Genomic DNA, 22,360 nt, shown 5'->3' with positions numbered 1-22,360 from the left:
GATCACACCTAGTTTCTACCAGGTACCTAGTGCACAAAGTAGTGCCTGATTGCCAACAGAGACCAGATCTCCGAGGCTGGTGCGCATGCGAGCGATCACCCAGAACGAGTTCGGCGGACCGGAAATTCTCACCCTCACCGACCTGCCCAAGCCAGCCCCGCTGCCGACGGAGGTGCTGGTCAGGGTGCACGCGGCCGGAGTCAACCCGGTCGACTGGAAGACCCGCGCGGGCGGCGGCATGGCCGGTCTGCAGACCATGCCGCTCGTCCTCGGCTGGGACGTCTCCGGTGTCGTCGAGGAGGTGGGCTTCGGTGTGACGACGCTCAAGCCCGGCGACGAGGTCTACGGCATGCCCCGCTTCCCGCACGCCGCGAGCGCCTACGCCGAGTACGTCACCGCGCCGTCCCGCCACTTCGCGAAGAAGCCGGAGAGTCTCACCCACGTCGAGGCGGCCGCTCTGCCGCTGGCCGCGCTCACCGCGTGGCAGATCCTGAAAGACACGGCTGACGTGCAGCCGGGGCAGAAAGTGCTGATCACAGCCGCGGCGGGCGGCGTCGGCCACCTCGCGGTCCAGATCGCGAAGGCCCGCGGCGCGTACGTCATCGGCACCGCGCGCGAGCCCAAGCACGCGTTCCTGAAGGACCTCGGCGCCGACGATGTGATCGACTACACGAAGGGCGTCTACGCGGGTACCGACGTCGACGTGCTGGTCGACCTGGTCGGCGGCGCGTCACCGGCCCCGGTGCGCGGAGGGGGCCTGTTCGTCGGCGTCCCGTCCGGAGTGGACAGCGCGATCCGCGACGACATCAGGACGAGCCCGATCCTGGTCGAGCCCGACCGGGCGGGACTGGAGGCGATCGCCGCGCTCGTCGAATCCGGTGAGCTCAGGGTTCACGTCGACGCGACGTTCCCGCTCGAAGAGGCCGGAAAAGCACATGCCCTGGGCGAGACGGGCCGCACCCAGGGCAAGATCGTGCTCGAAACGCTCTAGCGGCGCCAGGACGTCTTGCGACGGGCGGCGTCCCACACCAGCAGCGCGATGATGACCACACCGGTGACGACGAGGTAGATGTTCTCGGTCTGACCGTGGTGGTTGCCGATCAGCATCAGGAAGCAGAAGATCGCGGAGAGCCAGCCGGCGATCCGGGTGCCCTTGGGCAGCGTGCCGTGCCAGCCCCACTCGTGCGACGGCTCCTCGTGAGGGTCGACGGCAGGACGCTTGTCCAGTTCCGAGGACGAAGCCACGGTTTCCTCCACTGCTCATCCGGATTACGAGGTCATCGTCGCACATGTGAGTGAGCACGGATGTGTGAGGTCGCGCGCGCACGACTTACCGGCGGGGTCGTGCGGCGTCTACGCTCGGCGCGGACACACCCATCCGATCTCTGAAGGCGCCTCGACTTGACCGGCTTCTCTCCCGCTGAGGCCTCCACCCCGGACACGTTCGCCCCCGTCGAGATCGGTCTCCACGGGGTGCGCAAGCGCTTCTCCGACCAGGTGGCGGTCGACGGCGTCTCGCTCAACGTCCACGAGGGCGAGTTCTTCTCGGTGCTCGGCCCGTCCGGCTGCGGCAAGACCACGATCCTGCGCATGATCGCCGGCTTCGTCGACCCCGACGAGGGCCGCATCGAGCTCGACGGCAACGACATGGTGGGCGTCCCTCCGTACCGGCGGGACGTCAACACCGTCTTCCAGTCGTACGCGCTGTTCCCGCACATGTCGGTGTGGGACAACGTTGCCTACGGGCTCAAGCGCAAGAAGATCCGCGGCGACGAGCTGAAGAAGCGCGTCGGGGAGCACCTCGAGCTCGTGCGGCTGTCCCAGTTCGCCAAACGCAGGCCTGCGCAGCTTTCGGGTGGTCAGCAGCAGCGTGTCGCCATCGCCCGTGCGCTCGCCGCCGGGCCGCAGCTGCTCCTGCTGGACGAACCGCTGGGCGCCCTCGACGCCAAGCTCCGCAAGGAGCTGCAGATCGAGCTGATGCGCATCCAGCGCGAGGTCGGCACGACGTTCCTCTACGTCACGCACGACCAGGAAGAGGCGCTGGTCCTCTCGCACCGCATCGCCGTGATGAACGCGGGCAAGATCGAGCAGGTCGGCTACCCGGAGGACGTCTACGAGCGGCCGGCCACCCGGTTCGTCGCCGGCTTCATCGGCACGTCCAACATCCTGGACGTCGAGGTGTCCGGTGTGGACGGTGAGTTCGCCGCGCTGACGGCTCCCGGCGCCACGAACCTGCGCGCGAAGTTCTCCGGCAGTGTCAGCCACGGCCAGAAGGTTTCCGCCACCGTGCGCCCGGAGAAGGTGCATCTCTTCAACGAGACCGCTGAGCCGCCCACGGGCTGGTGCGTGCTGCAGGGCGTGGTCCACGACGTGGTTTACACGGGTGTGTCGACCCAGTTCGTCGTGGATACCCCGGGTGGCGAGCTGGTGGCGTTCGTGCAGAACGCCCAGCGCATCGACGACGCGGGCGCGCCGGGGCAGCCGGTGCGGATGGCGTGGGATCCCGAGTTCACCGTGCTGCTGGAGAAGGCTGATGACTGACGAGAAGGTTCGGATCGCCCGGCTGTGGGACGTCGACAGCCCGCGGGTGACCCGGCGCACGATGCTGGGCTCGATGACGTTCTTCGCGCTCGCCGCCTGCGGCGTCGGTGAGGCGCCGACGAACAGCGGTGGCTCCTCGACCGCCGCGAAGGCCACGAACCTGAAGAACGAGCCCAAGCTCAACTTCTACAACTGGACCGACTACATCGCGCCGGAGACGTTGCCGGGCTTCAAGGCCGCGACCGGCATCGAGGTCACCTACGACAACTTCTCCACCAACGACGAGATGGAAGCCAAGATCGCGTCCGGCCAGGCGGGCTACGACCTGGTCGTGCCGAGCGACAACTTCCTGCGCCGGTTCCTGCGCAGCGGCCTGCTGCAGCCGCTCGACCACTCGTCGATCCCGAACCTCAAGAACCTGGAGAAGCGGTTCGTCGAGGCCGACTACGACGCCGGCAACAGGTACTCGGTGCCGTGGGCCTGGGGCACCACGGGGCTCGCGTACTCGAAGTCGCAGATCGGCGGCGACGTCACCGGGTTCTCCGCCTACGACCTGCCGAACGCCCAGGGGCGCAGCACGATCCTCGACGAGGCACGCGACGGCATGGCGCTCGGTCTGCTCAAGCTCGGCCACGACCCGAACACCACCGACCCGAAGCAGATCGACGACGCGGCGAACTTCCTGCTGTCGTTGAAGAAGAAGCTCGGGCAAATCACCTCCGACGTGATCGAGCCGCTCACCTCGGGCCAGGTGCGGCTGGCGCAGGCGTACTCCGGCGACGCGTTCCAGGCCCGCGAGACCAACGACGACGTCGCCTACGCCATCCCCACCGAGGGCGGACTGTCCTACGTGGACCTCCTCGTCATCCCGAAGGACGCGCCGCACGCCGAGAACGCGCACCGGTTCATCGACTTCATCCTCGGTGCGGAAACGGGTGCGGCGCTGTCCAACGCGGTGCGGTACGGCAGCCCCAACGCCGCCGCCAAGCCGTTGATCGACAAGGAGCTGCTGGACGATCCGCTGGTCTATCCCTCGGACGACCAGCTGAAGAAGCTCCCGATCACCAAGGACCTCGGCGGCGACGTCGAGGCGAAGTACGCCGACGCCTGGACGAAGGTCAAGACCGGCTGACCGGCAGGGACGCGAAGCCCCTGATCGTCGTGGAGTCGCGGAACGTGGCCGCCGCCGTTTGCGTGATGCGCGGCCACTTCCGTGCCAGCACGCGGAAGACGACGTCACCCTCCATCCGGGCGAGCGACGCACCGAGGCAGTAGTGGATGCCGCTGGAGAATGCGAGGTGCTCGGGCTGCCCGGTCCTGGTGATGTCGAACCGGTGCGGGTCGGGGTAGACGTCCGGATCGCGGTTGCCCGCCGCGAGGACCAGGTAGATCCCGTTGTCCCGCTTCAACCTGCGGTGGACGTCCGGCACGTCCTGGTGCGCCACGCGGCCGGTGTAGTGCACCGGTGGCGCCCAGCGCAGCACCTCCTCGACCGCCGCGGGTGCCAGGTCGGGGTTGCGCTTGAGCAGGTCCCACTGGTCCGGGTGGTCCAGGAACGCCATGGTGCCGTTGCCGATCAGGTTCACCGTCGTCTCGAACCCGGCGACCAGCAGCAACAACAGCGTGCCCATCAGCTCCCGCACGGTGAGCTTCTGCTCGCCCTCGGACGCGACCAGCGAGCTGATCACGTCGTCCCCCGGCCCGCGCCTGCGTTCGTCGATCAGCCGCTCGAACAACGCCGTGATCCGCCCGGTCGCCTGGTTGAGCGGCCCGGGCGACTGCGCGGTGTCGCTGCTCGCGACGAGCATCCCGTACTCGGCGAACGACCTCGTGTCCTTGTCAGGGATTCCGAGCAGATCGCTGATGACCATGATGGGCAACGGCGTCGCGAACCCCTCGATGAGATCCATGGAGTCGTTGTCCAGCAACGACTCCGCGAGCTTCTCGACGCGCGGCCGGTAGGAGTCGATCATCTTCGGGCTGAACGCCGGCGCGGCCAGCCTGCGCAGCCGCGTGTGGTCGGGCGGGTCCGACTCGAGGAACGACGGCGGCGCCAGGCCGACGCTGTTCATCGCCGGCAGGGAACCGTCGCTGAACCGCACCCCGAACCGGCGGTCCCGCAGGACCTTGTTGCACACCGCGTGCGACGTCGTGATGAACATGCCGCCGTCTTCCGCGATGGCCCCCTTCGCGCGAATCGCCTCGTAGACCGGATACGGGTCATCTTGGCCGGTCAGATGCACGATCGACATCACTTACCCCCTCGAACAGCGTGGACAGCACGAACCGGGGAGCGTCGAGCGGTGCCAGCCGACCCGCGTCGATCGACTCCCAGGCGAGGTAGAGCCCGGCGTAGAGGCTGTGCAGGATCCACCACGCGGGCAGGTCGCGGCGCAGGCGCGTGCCCTGCAGCCGGGTGATCAGGTCGAGCAGCGGCGGGTCCATCGCGAGGAGCCGGACGGCCAGCTCCTCGTCCCGCTCCAGTCCGGGAAAGCGCATCAGGAACTCGATCCGCGGGCCGAGTGCGAGAAGCCGCGTCACCAGGTCCTCGATCGCGTCGTCCGCTTCGAAGTCCACCTGGGACATCACGGACTCGACGAGGTCCAGCGCGTCGTTGGCGAGTGCGCGGATCAGTGCCGTGCGGGTGGGAAAGCGCTTGTGGAGTGTGGTCCTGCCGACACCTGCCGCCTTCGCGACGTCACCCAGCGACGCCGTCGGGTCCTTCAGCAGCACTGACGTCGCCGTTTGCAGGAGGTGAACACTCATGTTCGCAACGGTACATGAATGTTCACATGGCATCATCTGCGTTTGTGTCACGACGCTGGCTGAAGGCCAACGCCCTGCTCACGCCCACCGGGCTGTGGCTGGGGATTTTCCTGATCGCGCCGCTCGCGATCGTCGTCCAGTTCAGCTTCGCCACGCGGGACACCGGCGTCGCCCGCGCGGTGCTGCCGTGGACGACGCAGGCCTACCTGACGGCGCTCGACCCGGCGTTCCTGCCGATCTTCGGCCGGACCCTGGTCTACGCCGGCGCGACGACGATCGCCTGTCTGCTGCTGGGATTCCCGCTGGCGTGGTTCATCGCGCGGCACGGCGGCCGCTACCGGACCGTGCTGCTCGCGGCGGTGCTGATCCCGTTCTGGTCGAGCTACCTCGCGCGGATCTACGCGTGGAAGGCGCTGCTGGACGGCGAGGGCCTGGTCAACACGATGCTCGGATGGGTGGGCCTGGACCGCGATGGCGGGTTCCTGCTCACGCACGGCGCCGTGATCCTCGGGCTCACCTACGGCTTCCTGCCGTTCATGGTCCTGCCGCTGTACGTGGCGTGCGAGCGGTTCGACTTCCGGCTCGTGGAGGCGTCGTACGACCTCGGTCACGGGCGCACGTCGACGTTCTTCCGCGTGGTGCTGCCCGGTGTGCTCACCGGCGTGCTGGCCGGTTCGTTGCTGGTGCTCGTGCCCGCGGCAGGTGACTTCGTGACGCCGAAGCTGCTCGGCGGGGTCGACCAGTCGACGTTCGGTTCGGTGATCGACGACCAGTTCCGCAGCGGCAACAACTGGCCGCTGGGCTCGGCGATGGCCGTGCTGCTGCTCGTGCTGGTGGTGCTCGTGCTGATCCTGCGCGGGCGGCGTGGGGAGGACGTGCTGTGAACCGCCGCCCGTGGGCCCTCGGGCTCGTTGCCGCCCTGGTCTTCGTGTTCCTGTACGCGCCGATCGCGTGGCTGGCGATCGCGTCGTTCAACTCGTCGCGGTCGCTCAGCCGGATCAGCGGCCTGTCGACGCAGTGGTACGCCGAGCTGTTCGAGGACACACGCGTGCTGGAGTCGTTGCGGTTGACGCTGCAGCTGGCGCTGGCGTCCGCCGTGATCTCGACGGTGATCGGGACGCTGGCGGCGTTCGGGCTGCGCAGGGCGTTTCCCGGTCGCGGGGTCTGGACGGTGCTGCTGTCGCTGCCGCTCGTGGTGCCCGAGGTCGTCATGGGTGTGGCGATGCTGGGGTTCTTCGTGAAGATCGCCGGGATTCCACTCGGGTTCGGCGCGTTGCTCTTCGCGCACGTGGCCTTCTCGCTGAGCTTCGTGGTCGTCGTGGTGCGGTCGCGGGTGTCCGGAATGGACGTTCGGATGGAGGAGGCCGCCGCGGATCTCGGAGCTTCGCCGTCCGTCGCTTTCCGCACCGTCACGCTGCCGTTGGTGGCCCCCGCGGTGGTGGCCGGTGCGGCGTTCGCGTTCCTGCTGTCGTTCGACGACGTGGTGATCTCCTCGTACCTGACCGGTGTCGGGTCGACGACGTTGCCGGTGTTCGTCTACGCGCAGGCCTCTAAGCGAGGTGTCTCGCCGGAGATCGTCGCGCTGTCGACGTTGATGGTGACGGCGACCGCGCTGCTGTTGATCATCGGCGTGATGGTCGCGTCCTGGCGCGCGCGTAAGGCGGGATCCGTCGCGCAGCTGGCGTAACTTCGAGCCAGGGCGGTATCTCCGTCCCCGGCCGGTCGACTTCCGAGGTGTGACACCGGCAGCTCTTGGGGGGCGACATGCCGCAGTTGCGCATTCACTTCACCGACCTGGACATCGCACGCACCCGCATCAAACTGGAAACCGATCTGATGTGGGAGATCGTCAGCAGCGCCCAGATCCTGCAGCACAAAGACGGTGACCTGTTCTTCGCTCCGTGGCGCCGCCACGTTCGCGAGCTCGCCGGTCACGACGCGGACTTGAGGACGGCGTTGCGCACGCTTCTGACGGTGGCGCCGCACGCCGCCTATTTCCCCGATCTCCTCACACCGCCAGAGGACACGTCCGGCATCGACGAGTGCACCGACGCGGTTCTTTCCACGCCGCCACGACGTCTGCGTGAGGAGATCGACCGGATCCGTCCCGCGGACGGTCCGGGGGCGAGCTGGCTGGACGACCTCGCCAGAGGAAGATCCGCCGCGCTCCGGCAGCTCCGCGACGCTCTCCGCGTCTACTTCAGGTCCGTCATCGAGCCGCACCTGCCGACGATCGAGGAAGGGCTGTGCACCGATGTGGCGCCCTGGATCCAGCAGTACCTGAACGGTGGCCCGGAAGCGCTGCTGGGCGCGCTCGGCCCGGCGGCCCGGTGGGATCCGCCCGTGCTGGCCGTCGACTACCCGCACGATCGCGATCTGCGTCTCGACGGCAGGGGACTGGTGCTGATCCCCTGCTACTTCGCCCTGCACCACCCGGTGGCGCTCGCGGATCCGCGGTTGCGCCCGGTGCTGGCGTTTCCGATCCGGACCGAGTCCCGGCTCCTGTCCGGCGGGCGTGCGGGAGGTGACCACGTGACGGCGTTGCTGGGCGCCACCAGGGCTTCGATCCTGCGGTCCGTGGTCGGCGGGAGCACCACCACCAGGCTGGCGAAGCAGGTGGGGGTGGCCCCCGCCACGGTGAGCCACCACACCGGCGTGCTGCGCGACGCGGGTCTCATCGCCACCGAGCGCGAGGAGAACTTCGCGCGGCATCTGATCACGCCGCTGGGGTTGCGGGTGCTCGCCGCCGATCGGTGAACGCGGTCAGCACGTGCTGGTGACCCACCGGTGGGAGCGGACGATCACGCCCGCCGGCCAGGTGACGGCCTGGCGCGGAGGGATGAAATGGACGGTGTCGCCTCGGTAGTACGTGCCCGAATAGAGGCACACCCCGACATATCTCGAGTCGGTCTTGTTGTTGTAGGCGGCCATCACCCGCCTCGACGACGACCACGAACACCTGACCGGGCCGCTGCCCCAGTCGGGGCTGTTCTCCGCCCAGGTGCAGCGGTTGCTGCTGCCGTCGGCGACCGGCCACACGCACAGGTTGCCGGCGGCGCAGGACAAAGCCTGAGCAGAGACTGGCGGTTCCGCCGACGCGGTACCCGCCGACGACAGTGCGAAGGCGGCGGCCAACAGCACACTCAACGCTTTTCTCATGTTTTCCCCTGGAAGACGAATGCGGCTGAGGGCCACCGCGGCAGTGTCCGATCAGGACACCGCCGGATGGCCCTCAGTCGTCAGCTGATCACCAGCAGGTGGTGCCGGTGACCCACTTGTGGGAGCGGATGATCACGTTCGGCCAGTTCGTGAGCTGCTGGCCCCGGTAGACGTAGTAGGCGACGCTGCCGGTGTAGTTCGCGCCCGGGTACAGGCACACCCTGGTGTAGGACGTGTTCTGCCCGTTGTTGTAAGCGGCGCGCACGGCGCGGGAGTTCGACCATGAACACCTGACGGATCCGCCCCACCAGTCGGGGTCGGCGCTGCCCCAGCTGCAGCGGCTGCTGCTGCCGTCGGCGACCGGCCACACGCACAGGTTGCCGGCACCGCACGACAAGGCCAGAGCCGACGCGTCGTGCTGCGCCGATGCCCCCACCTCGACGGGGCTGCCCAGGTTGATCTCGGTCGGCTTCGCGTCCGCCGCCGACGCGCTCCCCAGCAACGTCAACATCGCCATGACGGTCGCGAACAACACACACAACGCTTTTCTCATTTTTCCCCCTGAGAGAAATTGATGTGCAGGGCGCGAAGTATGCCGAGACGATCATGGGCCGGGAGGGTCCTTCGAACCTGGTCGAAACGCTTCCACGTGGCTGGGGATCAACCGCTGAGGTGGTCCAGCCGTCAACTTTCGTCGCGCGAGTTCGATACTCCAGCGTGCCGCGCGGACATCGGACGTCTCGTAGTTTGAGAGCGTGATTACTGCTGTGCGGACCAGGGCCGAGGCGCTCGTCGCCGACACCCTGGCCCGGCTCAAGGCGTTGACCCCGGTGCGGGTCATCGGCGACGTGATCGTCATGATCGCCACGATCCTGCTGGACCTGTGGCCCGGGCCGTGGGCCGAGCACAAGACCTCAGGCTGGGCGCTCGTCGGGTTCGCCGCCGTGTACCTGGTGCTGCTGCCGCTGCGGCACGTGCTGCCGGCGACCGTCATGATCGGGGGCGCGGCGATCCCGTTCCTCGGGCCCGCGCTGATGGTCGTGCTGAGCTACACCGCGGGGCGGCGGATCACGTCGTGGGTCAAGGCCGTGGTGTCGACGACGCTCACGTTCGTCGTCGTGGTGCTCGCGTGGGACTGGGACGCGCGGCCGATCGACATCGAACCCGCCTACGGCATGCTCATCCTGATCACGATCTTCGGCGTGGGCGTGGCGCTGCCGTTCCTCGTCGGCCGGTACCTGGCGCAACGCGAGGCGCTGGTGCAGGCGATGCAGGACCGCGAAGCCCGGATGCGGATCGAGCACCGGATGATCTCCCGGCAGGTGCGGCTCCGTGAACGCAGCCGCATCGCCCAGGACATGCACGACAGCCTCGGCCACCGGCTGTCGTTGATCTCCGTGCACGCCGGTGTGCTGGCGATGGACCCGTCACTGGGGGACAAGCAGCGCGAGGCGATCGGGGTGCTGCGCTCGGCCGCGTTGACCGGCATGGAAGAGCTGCGGGCGATCATCGGGGTGCTGCGGGCCGAGGACGGTCCTGACGACGACCCCGCGACACGGACCGTGGAGTCCATCGACTCGTTGGTGAGTGACGCGCGGAAGGCCGGTGTGCTGGTCAGTCTGGTTCGTGGCGGGCAGTCGCACCCGTTGCCGTCACGTGTGTCGCACGCGGCTTATCGCGTCGCGCAGGAGGGGCTGACCAACGCGGCCAAGCACTCACCGGGCGCCGCCGTGCAGGTGACGGTGAAGTACGAGCCGGACGCGCTGGTGGTGGAGGTGCGGAACAACCCGTCGCGCAACGGCTCGCCCACCGGTGAGCCCGGCGTCGGCCTGATCGGGCTCTCCGAACGCGTGCGCGTGGCGGGCGGCATCCTGCACGTCGGCGCGCTGCCGTCGGGCGGCTTCCGGATCGCCGCGGTGCTGCCGTACGAGGAGACGGCGCTGCCCGAACCGGAGGACGAGCAGGAGGAGGCCGAGCCGAGGCGGCAGATCCGCAAGTGGGCGGGCGTCGGGTCGATCGCGGGCGCGTCGATCGTGCTGACGCTCATCATCGGCGGCTTCACGGTGCTCGGCGCCCAGCCGGTGACCGAGGTCGTGACGCAGCAGAACCTCGACCGGATCCAGGAGGGACAGCCGGAGGCCGAGGTGATGGCGCTGCTGCCGTCCGGCGACGAACCCCTGGTGGGCGACGGTGAACGGAAGTCCCACGCCGCACCGGAGCCGCCGGGCGCGCGTTGCGTCTACCACATCACCGACGAGCAGTCCTACCGCGACGAGGGCACACGGGTGGTGCGTTTCTGCTTCCGAGACGGCAAGCTGGTCGAGAAGAAGATCCACGTGCAGAGGACTGGTTAATGATCCGGGTGCTCATCGCCGACGACGAGCCGCTCATGCGGGCCGGCATCAAGGCCATTCTCGGCACCGCCGACGACATCGAGCTGGTGGCGGAGGCGGGCGACGGCCGCGAGGCGCTGCAGATCGTGCGCGAGCGCCGCGTCGACGTGGCGGTGCTGGACATCCGCATGCCGCGGATGGACGGCCTGGCGTGCGCCAAGGAGCTGCGAGTCGTCGCGCCTTCCGTGCGGGTCGTGATGCTGACGACGTTCGGCGAGGACGAGAACATCGTGCGAGCCCTGTCCGACGGCGCGGCCGGGTTCCTGCTCAAGGACTCCGCGCCCGAGGAGCTGTTGCGTGCCGTGCGCGCGGTGAACAACGGCGAGGCGTATCTGTCGCCGATGGTCACGTCGCGCGTGGTCGGCATGGTCGCCACGTCCGGGCAGCCGAAGCGGCAGGAGGCGCAGAAGGCCGTCGCCGGGCTCACCGAGCGCGAGGTGGAGGTGCTCGCGCTGCTCGGGCAGGGCATGTCGAACGCGGACATCGGCGCGAAGCTGCACATGTCCGAGGCGACGGTGAAGACGTACGTGTCGCGGTTGCTCGCGAAGCTGGGGCTGACGAACCGGGTGCAGGCGGCGTTGCTCGCCCGGGACGCGGGGATCGCCAGCTAGTCATCGCAACGTGAGAGGCCGTCCGGGTGACACCCGAACGGCCTCAAACGTCTCACTGGACTAGGTATGTGCCCTCCGGCCTGTTACCAGGCGGTAGATGCCGAGCAGGATCAGCGATCCGACGATGGCCAGCAGCCACGTCCTCAGGTCGAAGAAGGACCCGAGATCGGTCCCGAAGAGCGCGGATCCGATGAATCCGCCCAGAATCGCACCCACGATGCCGAGCAGCATCGTGATGATGAAACCGCCGGGGTCGTTACCAGGCATGATGGCCTTGGCGATGGCGCCGGCCAGCAGACCGAGCACGATCCATCCCAGGATGCCCACGGAGAGTCTCCTTCCATCAGCTGTCGAGGAAGGAATGCCCCCGAAGTGGCGACTTCACGCCTCCAAAACCACTCCGTTATCAAAGTAACGGGCTGTGCCGGGCTCTCAGGCACTCTCCGGAACAATGAGGGGCGATGAGTACTCCACGCACTGTCCTGATCCTGGGATCGACCGGCTCCATCGGCACCCAGGCGCTCGACGTCATCCGGCGCAACCGCGACCGCTTCCGCGTCGTCGGGCTCGGCGCCGGTGGGCGTCAGCTGGACCTGCTCAAGCAGCAGGCAGCCGAGTTCGACGTACCGGTGGTCGCCGTGGCCAACGGCACCGAGGTGCCCGGCGTCAAGACGCTGACCAGCATGGTCGACCTGATCGAGGCCTGCCCCGCGGACGTCGTGCTCAACGGCATGGACGGGTCCAGGGGGCTCGAGCCGTCGCTGAAGACGCTGGAGAGCGGCGCCACGCTCGCGCTCGCCAACAAGGAGTCGCTCATCGCGGGCGGGCCGCTCGTGCTGAAGGCGGCCAAGCCCGACCAGATCGTGCCGGTCGACTCGGAGCACTCGGCGCTCGCGCAGTGCCTGCGCGGTGGCGCGCCGCACGAGGTGCACAAGCTGGTGCTGACGGCGTCCGGCGGGCCGTTCCGCGGCAGGACGCGCGCGGACCTCGCCGACATCACGGTCGAACAGGCCATGGCGCACCCGACGTGGTCGATGGGCCAGGTCGTCACCATCAACTCGGCGAACCTGGTGAACAAGGGCCTCGAGCTGATCGAGGCGCACCTGCTGTTCGGGGTGCCGTACGACCGCATCGACGTCGTGGTGCACCCGCAGTCCATCATTCACTCGATGGTGACGTTCACCGATGGCTCGACGCTCGCGCAGGCGTCGCCGCCGGACATGCGCCTGCCGATCTCGCTGGGCCTCGGGTGGCCCGAGCGCGTAGCCGGTGCGGCGGCCGCCTGTACCTTTGACACCGCCACCTCGTGGACGTTCGAACCGGTGGACAGCGTCACGTTCCCGGCGGTCGAGCTAGCACGGCAGGCGGGCAGCGGCGGTGGCTGTCTCCCCGCGGTGTACAACGCGGCGAACGAGGAGGCACTCGCTGCTTTCGTCGCGGGCAAGACGTCGTTCCTGTCGATCGTGGACACCATCGGCCAGGTTCTCGGCGAGGCGAATGACTGGCGGAGCGACCCCGCGGACGTCGCGGAGGTGCTCGCCGCCGAGGACTGGGCACGTGCACGTGCCCGCGAGCTGGTTGGAAGGAACTGAGCTCCGTGAACACATTCATCAACATCCTCGGGGTGCTGCTGTTCGCGTTCGGCATCGCGGTGTCGATCGCGCTGCACGAGCTCGGGCACCTGGCGACCGCCAAGGCCTTCGGCATGAAGGTCACCCGCTACTTCATCGGCTTCGGCCCGAAGCTCTACTCGTTCCGCAAGGGCGAGACCGAGTACGGCCTGAAGGCGATCCCGGCCGGCGGCTTCTGCGAGATCACCGGCATGACCGCCCTCGAGGACGTGCACCCGGACGACCGCAAGCGCGCCTTCTACAACCAGAAGGTGTGGAAGCGCGTCGTCGTGCTCTCCGCGGGCTCGATCACGCACTTCATCCTCGGCTTCATCATCCTGCTGATCCTCGCGATGTCGCTGGGCCTGCCGAACAACAAGGACCTCCCGGTGCTCGCGGAGGTCTCGAACTGCGTGCAGAACCACACGGTCGCCTACGACGCGCCGTGCCCCGCGGGCGCCCCGGCCCCGGCGAAGAACGCCGGGCTCAGGCCCGGCGACGAGATCGTCTCGATCGCGGGCAAGCCGATTGCGACCTGGTCGGACATGCAGAAGGTCACCCGCGACCTCAGCGGCCCGAACGAGTTCAAGGTGCTGCGCGACGGCAAGGAGATCACCCTCACCGTCGACGTGCCCAAGGTCACGCGCCAGATCTCCGACGGCAAGGGCGGCGTCGAGGTCAAGGAGGTGGGCGCGATCGGCGTGATCGTCCAGCAGTCCTTCACCTACGGCCCGATCGACGCGATCCCGGCCGCCGTGTCCTTCACCGGTGACATGTTCGTGAACACCTGGAAGGGTCTCCTGCGCTTCCCGGAGCGCATCCCGGCAGTGGTCAAGGCCATCGGCGGCGGCGAGCGCGACCTCGACACCCCGATCTCGGTGGTGGGCGCCTCCCGCCTGGGCGGCGACGCGGCGGAACGAGGCCTCTGGGCGTTCTTCATCCTGATGCTCGCGGGCCTGAACTTCTTCGTGGGTGTGTTCAACCTCCTGCCGCTGCTCCCGCTTGACGGTGGTCACATCGCCGTCAACCTCTACGAACGGGTGCGAGACTGGATCAGGAAGCTGCGCGGGAAGCCCGCCGGCGCCCCGGTCAACTACATGCGCCTGTTGCCGCTCACCTACGTGGTCATCTTCATCGGCGGCGCCATCACGCTGCTGACCGTGACCGCCGACATCGTCAACCCGATCAGGTTGCAGTGATTTACGAAAGGTGCAAAACCCATGAGTGACGGCGTGATGCTCGGAATGCCGGCACTGCCGCCGCCGGTGCTGTCGGAACGCCGCAAGACCCGGCAGCTGATGGTGGGCAACGTCGGTGTCGGCAGCGAGTTCCCCGTCTCCGTCCAGTCGATGACGACGACCCTGACGTCGGACGTCAACGCGACGCTGCAGCAGATCGCGGAACTCACCGCGGCCGGCTGCGACATCGTCCGGGTCGCCTGCCCGTCGCAGGACGACGCGGACGCCCTGCCGGCGATCGCGCGCAAGTCGCAGATCCCGGTGATCGCGGACATCCACTTCCAGCCGAAGTACGTCTTCGCCGCCATCGAAGCCGGCTGCGCGGCCGTCCGCGTGAACCCCGGCAACATCAAGAAGTTCGACGACAAGGTCAAGGAGATCGCCCAGGCGGCCCGCGACCACAACACCCCGATCCGCATCGGCGTCAACGCGGGCTCCCTGGACCCGCGCCTGATGGCCAAGTACGGCAAGGCCACGCCGGAAGCCCTGGCCGAGTCGGCCCTGTGGGAGGCCTCGCTCTTCGCCGAGCACGACTTCCACGACATCAAGATCTCGGTCAAGCACAACGACCCGGTGATCATGGTCCGCGCCTACGAGATCCTCGCCGAACAGTGCGACTACCCGCTGCACCTCGGCGTCACGGAAGCCGGTCCCGCCTTCCAGGGCACCATCAAGTCGGCCGTGGCCTTCGGCGCCCTCCTCCGCCAGGGCATCGGCGACACCATCCGGGTGTCGCTGAGCGCCCCGCCGGTGGAGGAGATCAAGGTCGGCCACCAGATCCTCCAGTCCCTCAACCTGCGCCCGCGCAAGCTGGAGATCGTGTCCTGCCCGTCCTGCGGCCGCGCCCAGGTGGACGTGTACACGCTCGCCGAGCAGGTCACCGCAGGCCTGGAGGGCATGGAGGTCCCGCTCCGCGTAGCCGTCATGGGTTGCGTCGTGAACGGCCCCGGCGAGGCCCGCGAGGCCGACCTGGGCGTGGCGAGCGGCAACGGCAAGGGCCAGATCTTCGTGAAGGGCAAGGTCATCAAGACCGTGCCCGAGCACGCGATCGTCGAAACCCTGATCGAAGAGGCGATGCGCCTCGCCGAGGAGATGGAGCCGGTGGAGGGGGGAGCCCCCGCCGTCACCGTCGGCTGACGCTCAACACGAGCCTTGAGGGGCGCTTCCCGCCGGGGAACGCGCCCCTCAGCGCATGTTGGCGGTAGTTGCAGGCGTTTTGATCATGCGTTGGTAGTACTTGCAGACGCCACCACGCCCCGGCCGCCAGCACCACATGAGCACGGCACCCGACCACCTGCGGACCCCGTGCGCACCGTCACCGCCCTCCGCACGGTTGGCTGATGCCACCCACCCATCCAATCTGGCACGCTAGGTGACGTGCTGAGGCTGGCCGGAGCGCGCGTACTCGACGAGCGCGACCTGATCGACGTGCGCGGGGTCTTCGACAACGACCCCGTAGCCGCGTGCATGGTCGCCGCAAGGGTGGAAGTCGCCGGCCTGGACCCCTGGCGCCTTGGCGGCGAGATGTGGGGCTCGGACTCCAGGCCGATCAAGGGCAAAGTGGACGGCCTCTGCTTCTCAGGCCCCAACCTGATCCCCCTGAAAGGCACCCCGAGCGCCATGCGCATGTTCGCCGACCGCGCACGCCGCCGAGGTCGCATGTGCTCCAGCCTCGTGGGCCCAGCCGAACAGGTCTTAACCCTCTGGGAAGAGCTGCAACCGGACTGGGGCCCGGCCAGGGAAGTACGAGGAGACCAGCCCCTGATGGCGATCTCCAGCCCTCCGAAGGTCACCCCGGACCCACTGGTCCGTCAGGTCCGCCCGAGCGAACTGTCCCGCTACCTCCCCGCGGCGATCTCGATGTTCATCGAGGAGGTCGGCATCGACCCGTGCGCGGAAGACGGCGGCGCGGGTTACCGAGCCAGGGTCTCCGAGCTGATCGCAGCAGGCCGAGCCTTCGCGAGGTTCGAGAACGGCGAGGTCGTCTTCAAGGCGGAGATCGGCGCGATGTCGTCCAAAGTGGGCCAGATCCAGGGCGTCTGGGTTCGCCCGGACCGCAGGGGCGAGGGCATCGGCACCGCGGGAACAGCCGCCGTGGCCGACCGCCTCGTCCGCGTCCTCAACCGCACGGCGAGCCTCTACGTGAACGGCTACAACCACGTCGCCCAGGCCGCCTACCGCAGAATCGGCTTCGAACAGGTGGGTCAGTACGCGACTGTCCTGTTCTGAACGGGCATACTCGCGCGGGTGCGCCTTCTCGCGACGATCACGGTGACGATCACGGCCCTGACGATCACGCTGAGCGGCTGCGGGCTGTTCAAGTCAGAACCCGGAGCGCCGGAGATCACCAACGACTTCCTGGCGAAGCTCGCGTCCGGTGACGTGCAGGGTGCGGCCGGGCTGACAGACAACCCGAACGAGGCCAAGGAGACCCTGGAGAAGTTCCGGGGTGCGCTGAAGCCGGAGGGGCTCAGCAGCAAGGTCGACCAGATGCGCAAGAACGGTGAGACCGCGTCCGAGGCGAGCGTCTCGCTCGACTGGGATCTCGGCAAGAACCGGCACTGGACCTACCCGACGAAGTTCGACGTGCGCCAGGAGGGCGACTTCTGGAAGGTGCACTGGGCGTCGTCGGTGGTGCATCCGAAGCTCGCGCCGCAGCATTCCATCAAGGTCACCGAGCTCAAGCCCGACCCCGCCCCGGTGCTGGACCGCGAGGGCACGCCGCTGCTCGCCCCCGAACGCGTCGTCTCCGTGCTGCTCGTCGCGAAGGAGGCGGGTGACGTCGGCGCCGTCACGAAGGCGCTCGCCGACGCGCTGAACCCGCTGGACAAGGGCATCACCCAGCAGTCGATCGCCGAAGGCGTCGGCAAGACCCCGGAGGGGCAGGCCTACCAGGTCGCGGCGCTGCGGGATCCCGACTACCAGTCGGTGAAGCCGAAGATCTACGAGCTGCCCGGCGTGCGGTTCACCACGCAGACGTCGCTGCTGGCACCGAGCCGCAACTTCGGTTCGCAGGTGCTGCCCGCGGTGCGCAAGCTGGTCGAGAACGACATCGCCGGTCAGTCCGGCTTCCGCATCGCCACGATCGACGCGCAGGGCACTGAGATCGACGAGCTGTTCTCGAAGGCGCCCGAGCCCGCCAAGGCCGTGAACATCGCGCTGTCCCGCGCGATCCAGGCCGCCGCGGAGGACGCCGTCGAGCCCGTCCAGCAGCCCACGGTGCTCGTCGCGATCCAGCCGTCGACCGGCGACATCCTGGCCGTCGCGCAGAACGACCCCGCCGACGCCCAGGGCGCCATCTCGCTGACCGGCCGGTTCCCGCCGGGCTCCACGATGAAGGCGGTGTCCGCGCTCGCCGCGATCCAGTCCGGCAAGGTCAACGCCGAAACGCCGCTGCCCTGCCCCGGCAAGACCACCATCGACGGGCGGCGGATCGTGCCGAACTCCAGCGAGTTCGACAAGGGCACGATCCCGCTGCGGTCGGCGTTCGCGTTCTCCTGCAACACCACGTTCGCGCAGCTCGCGGTCGACATGCCGGCCGACCTGCTGACGAACACCGCTCTGTCGCTCGGCCTCGGTGCCGACTTCGACATCCCCGGCCTGACCACGATCACCGGTTCCGTGCCGCCCGCGACCGACGTCGTGGAACGGGCGGAGGACGCGTTCGGCCAGGGCAAGGTGCTGGCGTCGCCGTTCGGGATGGCGCTGGTCGGGGCGTCCATCGCGAAGGGCTCGATGCCGGTGCCGCAGCTGGTGCGCGGCAAGGAGACCAAAGCGGACAAACAGCCCACCGCTCCCGCCGCTGCCTCGCTCGACCCGGTGCGGCAGATGATGCGCGAGGTCGTCGACTACGGCACCGCGCCACAGCTCAAGCCGTACGGGGACGTGCGCGGCAAGACCGGTACCGCGCAGTTCGGCGACGGCGTGCACTCGCACGGGTGGTTCATGGGCTACCGGGGCGATCTCGCGTTCGCGACGCTCGTGCTCAGCGGAGAGACCTCGACGCCGGCCGTGGAGGTGGCGGCGAGGTTCCTCAAGGCGGTGCCGTGATGAGCGTCGCGCCGGGGACCAGGCTCAAGGCCGGCGACGCGCGCACGGCTAATCTGGAGAGCATGGCTGTTCGTGCTCCATTGCAACCCGGCGTCCAGTCGCCGCGGCGTCAGGTGCCGTCTCGCATCGTGCGTCCCGAGTACGTGGACAAGCCCGCGCCGCAGCGCGGCACCGACTCGTGGGTGCAGACGCCGGAGATCATCGAGGCCATGCGCGTCGCCGGCCGTCTCGCCGCCCAGGCACTGCAGGAAGCCGGCAAGGTCGTCGTGCCCGGCGTGACGACGGACGAGATCGACGCGGTGGCGCACGAGTTCCTGTGCGACAACGGCGCGTACCCGTCGACGCTGGGCTACCGCGGCTTCCCGAAGTCGTGCTGCACCTCGCTGAACGAGGTGATCTGCCACGGCATCCCGGACTCCACGGTCGTCGAGGACGGCGACATCGTGAACATCGACGTGACGGCGTTCATCGGCGGCGTGCACGGCGACACGAACGCCACCTTCCTCGCGGGCAACGTCGCCGAGGAGAACAAGCTGCTGGTCGAGCGCACGCACGAGGCCACGATGCGCGCGATCAGGGCCGTGAAGCCCGGCCGCGAGATCAACGTCATCGGCCGCGTCATCGAGGCCTATGCCAAGCGGTTCGGCTACGGCGTCGTGCGCGACTTCACCGGCCACGGCATCGGCCGCCAGTTCCACAGCGGGCTCGTGGTCCTGCACTACGACGAGCCGTCGATGAAGACGGTGCTGGAACCCGGCATGACGTTCACGATCGAACCGATGATCACGCTCGGGGACTACGAGCACGACATGTGGGACGACGGCTGGACCGTCACCACGAAGGACAAGAGCTGGACCGCCCAGTTCGAGCACACCATCGTCGTCACCGACGACGGCGCGGAGATCCTCACAGTCTGCTGATCACGGACCGCAGCGCGGCCGCGACCGCCGAAGGCGACGTGGCGGCCGCCAGGTGGTGCGACTCGACGCGCTCCACCGGCCAGCCGAGCGCCTCTGCCCGTGCGGCCGCCTCCTCGTAGACCGGCGACAGCAGCACGTACCCGCACGCCCCGGACCACTCGACGACGGGGCGCTGCTCCTTCAGGAACTCCCACGGCACCTCGGGGGCCTCGTCCCGCATCTCCTCGCGCAGCCCGGCGGGCACGAGCCGCAGCGGGTCGGTGTCGAACCAGCGGTCCCAGCGCGGCAGCCTGCCGTCCCGCACCGACGCCTTGACCTGGCGGACCAGGGCGGGATCGACGGTCTCGCGCCACGCCTTGCCCGGCGTCGGCAGGTCGGAGTCCAGGAACACCAGGCCCGCCACCTCGAGCTCCAGGGCGTCGGCGAAGCCGGGCAGCAGCGGCCCGGCGCCGCTGTGGCCCACCAGCACCAGTGGTCCCGTGACTCCCGCGTCTTCCAGGGCGTCGGCGAACGCGCCGATCAGCCGCTGGTGCACCGGGGCCTCGTTGACGGTCATCTGCAGGTCCACCAGCAGCACGGCCACCCCGTCGGAGGCCAGTTCGTCGGCGAGCGGGCGCATGCTCGACGGGCCGAGGAACGGGCTGTGCATGAGCACGACGGTGAGCATGCTGGTGATGATGGCAGCATTGGCGTCCATGCGGGGCTCGATGTTGATCTGTGGGACGACCTCGGACGCGGGCAAGAGCGTCCTGGTCGCGGGTTTGTGCCGCTTTCTGGCACGCCAGGGCGTTGACGTCGTCCCCTTCAAGGCGCAGAACATGTCGAACAACTCGTTCGTCACACTCGACGGCGGTGAGATCGGCAGGGCCCAGGCGCTGCAGGCACGGGCGGCGTTCAAGGAGCCCAGTGTGCGGTTCAACCCCGTGCTGCTGAAGCCGGGCAGCGACCGCACGTCCCAGGTCGTCCTGCACGGCAAGGCGGTGGGCGACGTCTCGGCGATGAGCTACCGCGAACGCAAGGCGCAGCTGCTGGACGAGGTTCTCTCCACTTTGGACGGACTGCGGCGCGACCACGAGGTCGTCATCTGCGAGGGTGCCGGTTCGCCTGCCGAGATCAACCTGCGCGCCAACGACATCGCGAACATGGGCCTCGCGACCCGTGCCGGTCTCCCGACGCTCGTCGTCGGCGACATCGACCGCGGCGGTGTCTTCGCGCACCTCTTCGGGACGCTCGCGGTGCTGGACGCCGCCGACCAGGCGCTGATCTCCGGTTTCGTGGTCAACAAGTTCCGGGGCGACCCCCGCCTGCTCGAACCGGGACTGCGGCAGATCAACCAGCTCACCGGGCGGCCGGTGCTGGGCGTGCTGCCGTGGCGGGAGGAGCTCTGGCTCGATGCGGAGGATTCCTTGTCCTACAACGCGGACGGCGTGATCGGCCGGCCGCGGCCGGCGCTGAAGGACTGGCTCCGGGTCGCGGTGATCCGGTTGCCGCGCATCTCCAACGCCACCGATGCCGAGGCGCTGGCGTGTGAACCCGGTGTCTCCGTGCGGTTCGTCACCGAGCCTTCACGGCTGGCGGACGCGGATCTCGTGGTGCTGCCCGGTTCCAAGGCCACCGTCGACGACCTCGGCTGGTTGCGCGAAACCGGCCTGGCGCAGGCCATCACGCGGTTCGACGGCCCGGTTCTCGGTATCTGCGGCGGTTTCCAGATGCTGTCCCGGCGCATCGAGGACGACGTGGAGTCCCGGCACGGCACCGTCGACGGTCTGGGCCTGCTCGACGTCGACATCCGCTTCCAGCCGCGCAAGACCCTGGCCACGCCGGAAAGCGTCGCCTGGGGCGAACGCGTGACGGGCTACGAGATCCACCACGGCCAGGTCGTCCGCAGCACCGAGCAGCCGCTGGTCGGCGACGAGGGCGCCCAGACCGACCGCGTCCTCGGCACGCATTGGCACGGTCTGCTGGAGAACGACGGTTTCCGACGCAGGTTCCTGCGTTGGGCCGCCGAGCGCGCCGGCCGGGACTTCGAACCGGCGGAGGTGAGCTTCTCCGCCGCCCGCGAGGCCCAGCTGGACCTGCTCGGCGACCTGGTCGCGGAGAACATGGACACCAAGGCCGTCATCGACCTGCTGGAACGAGGGGCTCCAGCTGGACTTCCGTTCGTGCCGCCCGGCGCCCCGCCAGCTGCGGAATAGCCAGTCCCAGCAACACGACTCCGCCGGCGGCCACCCGCAGCACGGTCAGGTCCTCGCCGAGGAACGCCCACGCCGAGAACATCCCGAACACCGGCACCAGCAGCGCGAACGGCGCCACCGCCGACCCCTCGTACCTGCGCAGCAGGAAGCCCCAGATGCCGAACCCGAGCAGCGTCGAGACCCACGAGACATAACCGAGGGCGCCCACTCCGGTCCAGTTCAGCCGCCCGAGCGCCGACACGTCCTCGGTCAGGAAGGACAGTGCGAACAGCGGGAGCACCGCCACGGCGCTCACCCAGACCATGAACCGCAGAGTGTCCGACGGCCTCGCGCACCTCATCAACACGTTCGACGCGCCGAAGCACACCGCCGCCGCGATCACGAGCAGGAACCCCAGCAGCGGTGAGGTCGACCCGTAGTCCCACGCGATCACGCCGATTCCGGCCACCGCCAGCGCTGTCCCGGTTATCTGCGCCGGCCGCGGCCGTTCCCTCAGCACCAGTGCGGCGAACACGACCGTGAAGATCACCTGGCTCTGCAGCACCAGCGACGACAACCCGGCAGGCATGCCCACGCTGAGGGCGATGAACATGAAGCTGAACTTCGCGACGCCCAGCACCAGCCCGACCGCGATGATCCAGCGCCAGGCGACCGTCGGCCGGCCCACGAAGAAGATCGCGGGCACCGCCGCGGCGAGGAAGCGCAGGGCGGAGAACAGGAGCGGCGGGAACTCGCCCAAGCCGATCTTCAGCACGACGAAGTTGAAGCCCCAGATGGCGGCGACGAGCACGGCGAGCAAGGCGTGGCGGGGACTCATGCGTCCAAGCTTGCGTGGGCTAACTATTAAGCACCAGTTCCGTTTTCTAAGCTCATGGGT

Annotated in this window: 23 protein-coding genes; 15 read left to right on the top strand and 8 right to left on the bottom strand. The window is 68.6% G+C overall.

All coding sequences use genetic code 11. From position 1 onward, the window contains the following. Window positions 1-85 precede the first annotated feature (85 nt). The gene (locus ABFX45_RS16650) at window positions 86-991 is read left to right on the top strand and encodes an NADP-dependent oxidoreductase (RefSeq protein WP_346130858.1); all 906 of its coding nucleotides are present in this window, start codon (window positions 86-88) and stop codon (window positions 989-991) included. On the opposite strand, the gene ABFX45_RS16645 is transcribed toward ABFX45_RS16650, so the two are convergent. Then, window positions 988-1,245 (bottom strand): DUF2631 domain-containing protein, encoded by a 258-nt coding sequence (locus tag ABFX45_RS16645; RefSeq protein ID WP_109635199.1) that lies wholly within the window; start codon window positions 1,243-1,245, stop codon window positions 988-990. The two genes, ABFX45_RS16650 and ABFX45_RS16645, sit on opposite strands and share 4 nt — an antisense overlap. 156 nt (window positions 1,246-1,401) lie before the next feature. Here ABFX45_RS16645 and ABFX45_RS16640 point away from each other — a divergent pair, with 156 nt between their 5' ends. Together ABFX45_RS16640 and ABFX45_RS16635 are read left to right on the top strand one after the other, a co-directional pair. Further along, a complete protein-coding gene (locus tag ABFX45_RS16640; RefSeq protein ID WP_346130855.1) occupies window positions 1,402-2,541 on the top strand; it encodes an ABC transporter ATP-binding protein in 1,140 nt (379 codons plus the stop codon). Next, the gene (locus ABFX45_RS16635; protein ID WP_346130853.1) at window positions 2,534-3,673 is read left to right on the top strand and encodes a polyamine ABC transporter substrate-binding protein; all 1,140 of its coding nucleotides are present in this window, start codon (window positions 2,534-2,536) and stop codon (window positions 3,671-3,673) included. The genes ABFX45_RS16640 and ABFX45_RS16635 overlap by 8 nt, the downstream gene beginning before the upstream one ends. Here ABFX45_RS16635 and ABFX45_RS16630 read toward each other — a convergent pair. Together ABFX45_RS16630 and ABFX45_RS16625 are read right to left on the bottom strand one after the other, a co-directional pair. Continuing rightward, entirely contained in the window at window positions 3,660-4,793 is a 1,134-nt protein-coding gene (locus tag ABFX45_RS16630; protein ID WP_346130851.1) for a cytochrome P450, read from the bottom strand. The genes ABFX45_RS16635 and ABFX45_RS16630 overlap by 14 nt on opposite strands. Continuing rightward, window positions 4,762-5,307: a TetR/AcrR family transcriptional regulator gene (locus ABFX45_RS16625; RefSeq protein WP_109633980.1), complete on the bottom strand. Its 546-nt coding sequence runs from the start codon at window positions 5,305-5,307 to the stop codon at window positions 4,762-4,764. Before ABFX45_RS16625 ends, ABFX45_RS16630 begins: the two co-directional genes overlap by 32 nt. Window positions 5,308-5,351: 44 nt before the next feature. Between ABFX45_RS16625 and ABFX45_RS16620 the strand changes: the two genes are divergently transcribed. The 3 genes from ABFX45_RS16620 to ABFX45_RS16610 all read left to right on the top strand — a co-directional run bounded on the left by ABFX45_RS16620 (window position 5,352) and on the right by ABFX45_RS16610 (window position 8,064). Continuing rightward, on the top strand, window positions 5,352-6,191 hold the full coding sequence (locus ABFX45_RS16620; RefSeq protein WP_346130849.1) for an ABC transporter permease: 840 nt from the start codon (window positions 5,352-5,354) through the stop codon (window positions 6,189-6,191). Then, window positions 6,188-6,994 (top strand): ABC transporter permease, encoded by an 807-nt coding sequence (locus ABFX45_RS16615; RefSeq protein WP_109633975.1) that lies wholly within the window; start codon window positions 6,188-6,190, stop codon window positions 6,992-6,994. Before ABFX45_RS16620 ends, ABFX45_RS16615 begins: the two co-directional genes overlap by 4 nt. A 77-nt stretch (window positions 6,995-7,071) precedes the next feature. Continuing rightward, window positions 7,072-8,064 (top strand): ArsR/SmtB family transcription factor, encoded by a 993-nt coding sequence (locus ABFX45_RS16610; protein WP_109633973.1) that lies wholly within the window; start codon window positions 7,072-7,074, stop codon window positions 8,062-8,064. 6 nt (window positions 8,065-8,070) lie between these two features. Here the strand turns inward: ABFX45_RS16610 and ABFX45_RS16605 are convergent, their stop codons facing one another. Next, complete coding sequence (locus ABFX45_RS16605; protein ID WP_109633971.1) at window positions 8,071-8,466, bottom strand: peptidase inhibitor family I36 protein; 396 nt, start codon at window positions 8,464-8,466, stop codon at window positions 8,071-8,073. An 88-nt stretch (window positions 8,467-8,554) separates the two neighbouring features. Next, window positions 8,555-9,019 carry a peptidase inhibitor family I36 protein gene (locus ABFX45_RS16600; protein ID WP_109633968.1) on the bottom strand — a complete coding sequence of 155 codons (465 nt, stop codon included), beginning with the start codon at window positions 9,017-9,019 and terminating at the stop codon, window positions 8,555-8,557. 202 nt (window positions 9,020-9,221) lie between these two features. On the opposite strand from ABFX45_RS16600, the gene ABFX45_RS16595 reads away from it, so the two are divergent. Together ABFX45_RS16595 and ABFX45_RS16590 are read left to right on the top strand one after the other, a co-directional pair. Beyond that, window positions 9,222-10,820 (top strand): sensor histidine kinase, encoded by a 1,599-nt coding sequence (locus ABFX45_RS16595; protein WP_346130845.1) that lies wholly within the window; start codon window positions 9,222-9,224, stop codon window positions 10,818-10,820. Then, entirely contained in the window at window positions 10,820-11,470 is a 651-nt protein-coding gene (locus ABFX45_RS16590; protein WP_109633964.1) for a response regulator, read from the top strand. Before ABFX45_RS16595 ends, ABFX45_RS16590 begins: the two co-directional genes overlap by 1 nt. Before the next feature lie 60 nt (window positions 11,471-11,530). Here ABFX45_RS16590 and ABFX45_RS16585 read toward each other — a convergent pair whose 3' ends face one another. Next, entirely contained in the window at window positions 11,531-11,797 is a 267-nt protein-coding gene (locus ABFX45_RS16585) for a GlsB/YeaQ/YmgE family stress response membrane protein (RefSeq protein ID WP_109633961.1), read from the bottom strand. Between the two features lie 134 nt (window positions 11,798-11,931). Here ABFX45_RS16585 and dxr point away from each other — a divergent pair, with 134 nt between their 5' ends. The 6 genes from dxr (at window position 11,932) to map (ending at window position 19,288) form a co-directional block, all read left to right on the top strand. Further along, complete coding sequence (dxr, locus tag ABFX45_RS16580) at window positions 11,932-13,062, top strand: 1-deoxy-D-xylulose-5-phosphate reductoisomerase (RefSeq protein WP_109633959.1); 1,131 nt, start codon at window positions 11,932-11,934, stop codon at window positions 13,060-13,062. 5 nt (window positions 13,063-13,067) lie between these two features. Beyond that, window positions 13,068-14,279 carry a M50 family metallopeptidase gene (locus tag ABFX45_RS16575; RefSeq protein WP_346130842.1) on the top strand — a complete coding sequence of 404 codons (1,212 nt, stop codon included), beginning with the start codon at window positions 13,068-13,070 and terminating at the stop codon, window positions 14,277-14,279. A 45-nt stretch (window positions 14,280-14,324) separates the two neighbouring features. Next, window positions 14,325-15,455, top strand: coding sequence for a flavodoxin-dependent (E)-4-hydroxy-3-methylbut-2-enyl-diphosphate synthase (gene ispG / locus ABFX45_RS16570; protein WP_109635194.1), 1,131 nt, complete (start codon window positions 14,325-14,327; stop codon window positions 15,453-15,455). A gap of 240 nt (window positions 15,456-15,695) precedes the next feature. Continuing rightward, window positions 15,696-16,547 carry a GNAT family N-acetyltransferase gene (locus ABFX45_RS16565; protein ID WP_346130840.1) on the top strand — a complete coding sequence of 284 codons (852 nt, stop codon included), beginning with the start codon at window positions 15,696-15,698 and terminating at the stop codon, window positions 16,545-16,547. A gap of 18 nt (window positions 16,548-16,565) precedes the next feature. Then, window positions 16,566-18,368: a penicillin-binding transpeptidase domain-containing protein gene (locus ABFX45_RS16560; RefSeq protein ID WP_346130837.1), complete on the top strand. Its 1,803-nt coding sequence runs from the start codon at window positions 16,566-16,568 to the stop codon at window positions 18,366-18,368. A gap of 62 nt (window positions 18,369-18,430) precedes the next feature. Then, complete coding sequence (gene map, locus ABFX45_RS16555) at window positions 18,431-19,288, top strand: type I methionyl aminopeptidase (protein WP_109635186.1); 858 nt, start codon at window positions 18,431-18,433, stop codon at window positions 19,286-19,288. On the opposite strand, the gene ABFX45_RS16550 is transcribed toward map, so the two are convergent. Then, entirely contained in the window at window positions 19,275-19,955 is a 681-nt protein-coding gene (locus tag ABFX45_RS16550) for an alpha/beta fold hydrolase (protein ID WP_233439314.1), read from the bottom strand. The two genes, map and ABFX45_RS16550, sit on opposite strands and share 14 nt — an antisense overlap. 28 nt (window positions 19,956-19,983) lie before the next feature. Between ABFX45_RS16550 and ABFX45_RS16545 the strand changes: the two genes are divergently transcribed. Next, on the top strand, window positions 19,984-21,483 hold the full coding sequence (locus tag ABFX45_RS16545; protein ID WP_346131022.1) for a cobyric acid synthase: 1,500 nt from the start codon (window positions 19,984-19,986) through the stop codon (window positions 21,481-21,483). Here the strand turns inward: ABFX45_RS16545 and ABFX45_RS16540 are convergent. Further along, window positions 21,407-22,300: an EamA family transporter gene (locus ABFX45_RS16540; protein WP_109633951.1), complete on the bottom strand. Its 894-nt coding sequence runs from the start codon at window positions 22,298-22,300 to the stop codon at window positions 21,407-21,409. The two genes, ABFX45_RS16545 and ABFX45_RS16540, sit on opposite strands and share 77 nt — an antisense overlap. Between the last annotated feature and the right edge of the window lie 60 nt (window positions 22,301-22,360).

This window comes from Lentzea roselyniae (assembly GCF_039537795.1).
Taxonomy (GTDB): Bacteria; Actinomycetota; Actinomycetes; order Mycobacteriales; family Pseudonocardiaceae; genus Lentzea; species Lentzea atacamensis.
The sequence above is the reverse complement of the archived record's forward strand: the minus strand, read 5'-3'. Positions and strand labels throughout refer to the sequence as shown.

Bases quoted from the DNA above. Each gene is read 5' to 3' on its own strand.
- ABFX45_RS16545 (WP_346131022.1), top strand. From the start codon at position 19,984: ATGCGGGGCTCGATGTTGATCTGTGGGACGACCTCGGACGCGGGCAAG.
- ispG (WP_109635194.1), top strand. From the start codon at position 14,325: ATGCCGGCACTGCCGCCGCCGGTGCTGTCGGAACGCCGCAAGACCCGG.
- ABFX45_RS16610 (WP_109633973.1), top strand. From the start codon at position 7,072: ATGCCGCAGTTGCGCATTCACTTCACCGACCTGGACATCGCACGCACC.
- ABFX45_RS16630 (WP_346130851.1), bottom strand. From the start codon at position 4,793: ATGTCGATCGTGCATCTGACCGGCCAAGATGACCCGTATCCGGTCTAC.
- ABFX45_RS16650 (WP_346130858.1), top strand. From the start codon at position 86: ATGCGAGCGATCACCCAGAACGAGTTCGGCGGACCGGAAATTCTCACC.
- ABFX45_RS16590 (WP_109633964.1), top strand. From the start codon at position 10,820: ATGATCCGGGTGCTCATCGCCGACGACGAGCCGCTCATGCGGGCCGGC.
- ABFX45_RS16600 (WP_109633968.1), bottom strand. From the start codon at position 9,019: ATGAGAAAAGCGTTGTGTGTGTTGTTCGCGACCGTCATGGCGATGTTG.
- ABFX45_RS16635 (WP_346130853.1), top strand. From the start codon at position 2,534: ATGACTGACGAGAAGGTTCGGATCGCCCGGCTGTGGGACGTCGACAGC.
- map (WP_109635186.1), top strand. From the start codon at position 18,431: ATGGCTGTTCGTGCTCCATTGCAACCCGGCGTCCAGTCGCCGCGGCGT.
- ABFX45_RS16540 (WP_109633951.1), bottom strand. From the start codon at position 22,300: ATGAGTCCCCGCCACGCCTTGCTCGCCGTGCTCGTCGCCGCCATCTGG.
- ABFX45_RS16550 (WP_233439314.1), bottom strand. From the start codon at position 19,955: ATGCTCACCGTCGTGCTCATGCACAGCCCGTTCCTCGGCCCGTCGAGC.
- dxr (WP_109633959.1), top strand. From the start codon at position 11,932: ATGAGTACTCCACGCACTGTCCTGATCCTGGGATCGACCGGCTCCATC.
- ABFX45_RS16605 (WP_109633971.1), bottom strand. From the start codon at position 8,466: ATGAGAAAAGCGTTGAGTGTGCTGTTGGCCGCCGCCTTCGCACTGTCG.
- ABFX45_RS16625 (WP_109633980.1), bottom strand. From the start codon at position 5,307: ATGAGTGTTCACCTCCTGCAAACGGCGACGTCAGTGCTGCTGAAGGAC.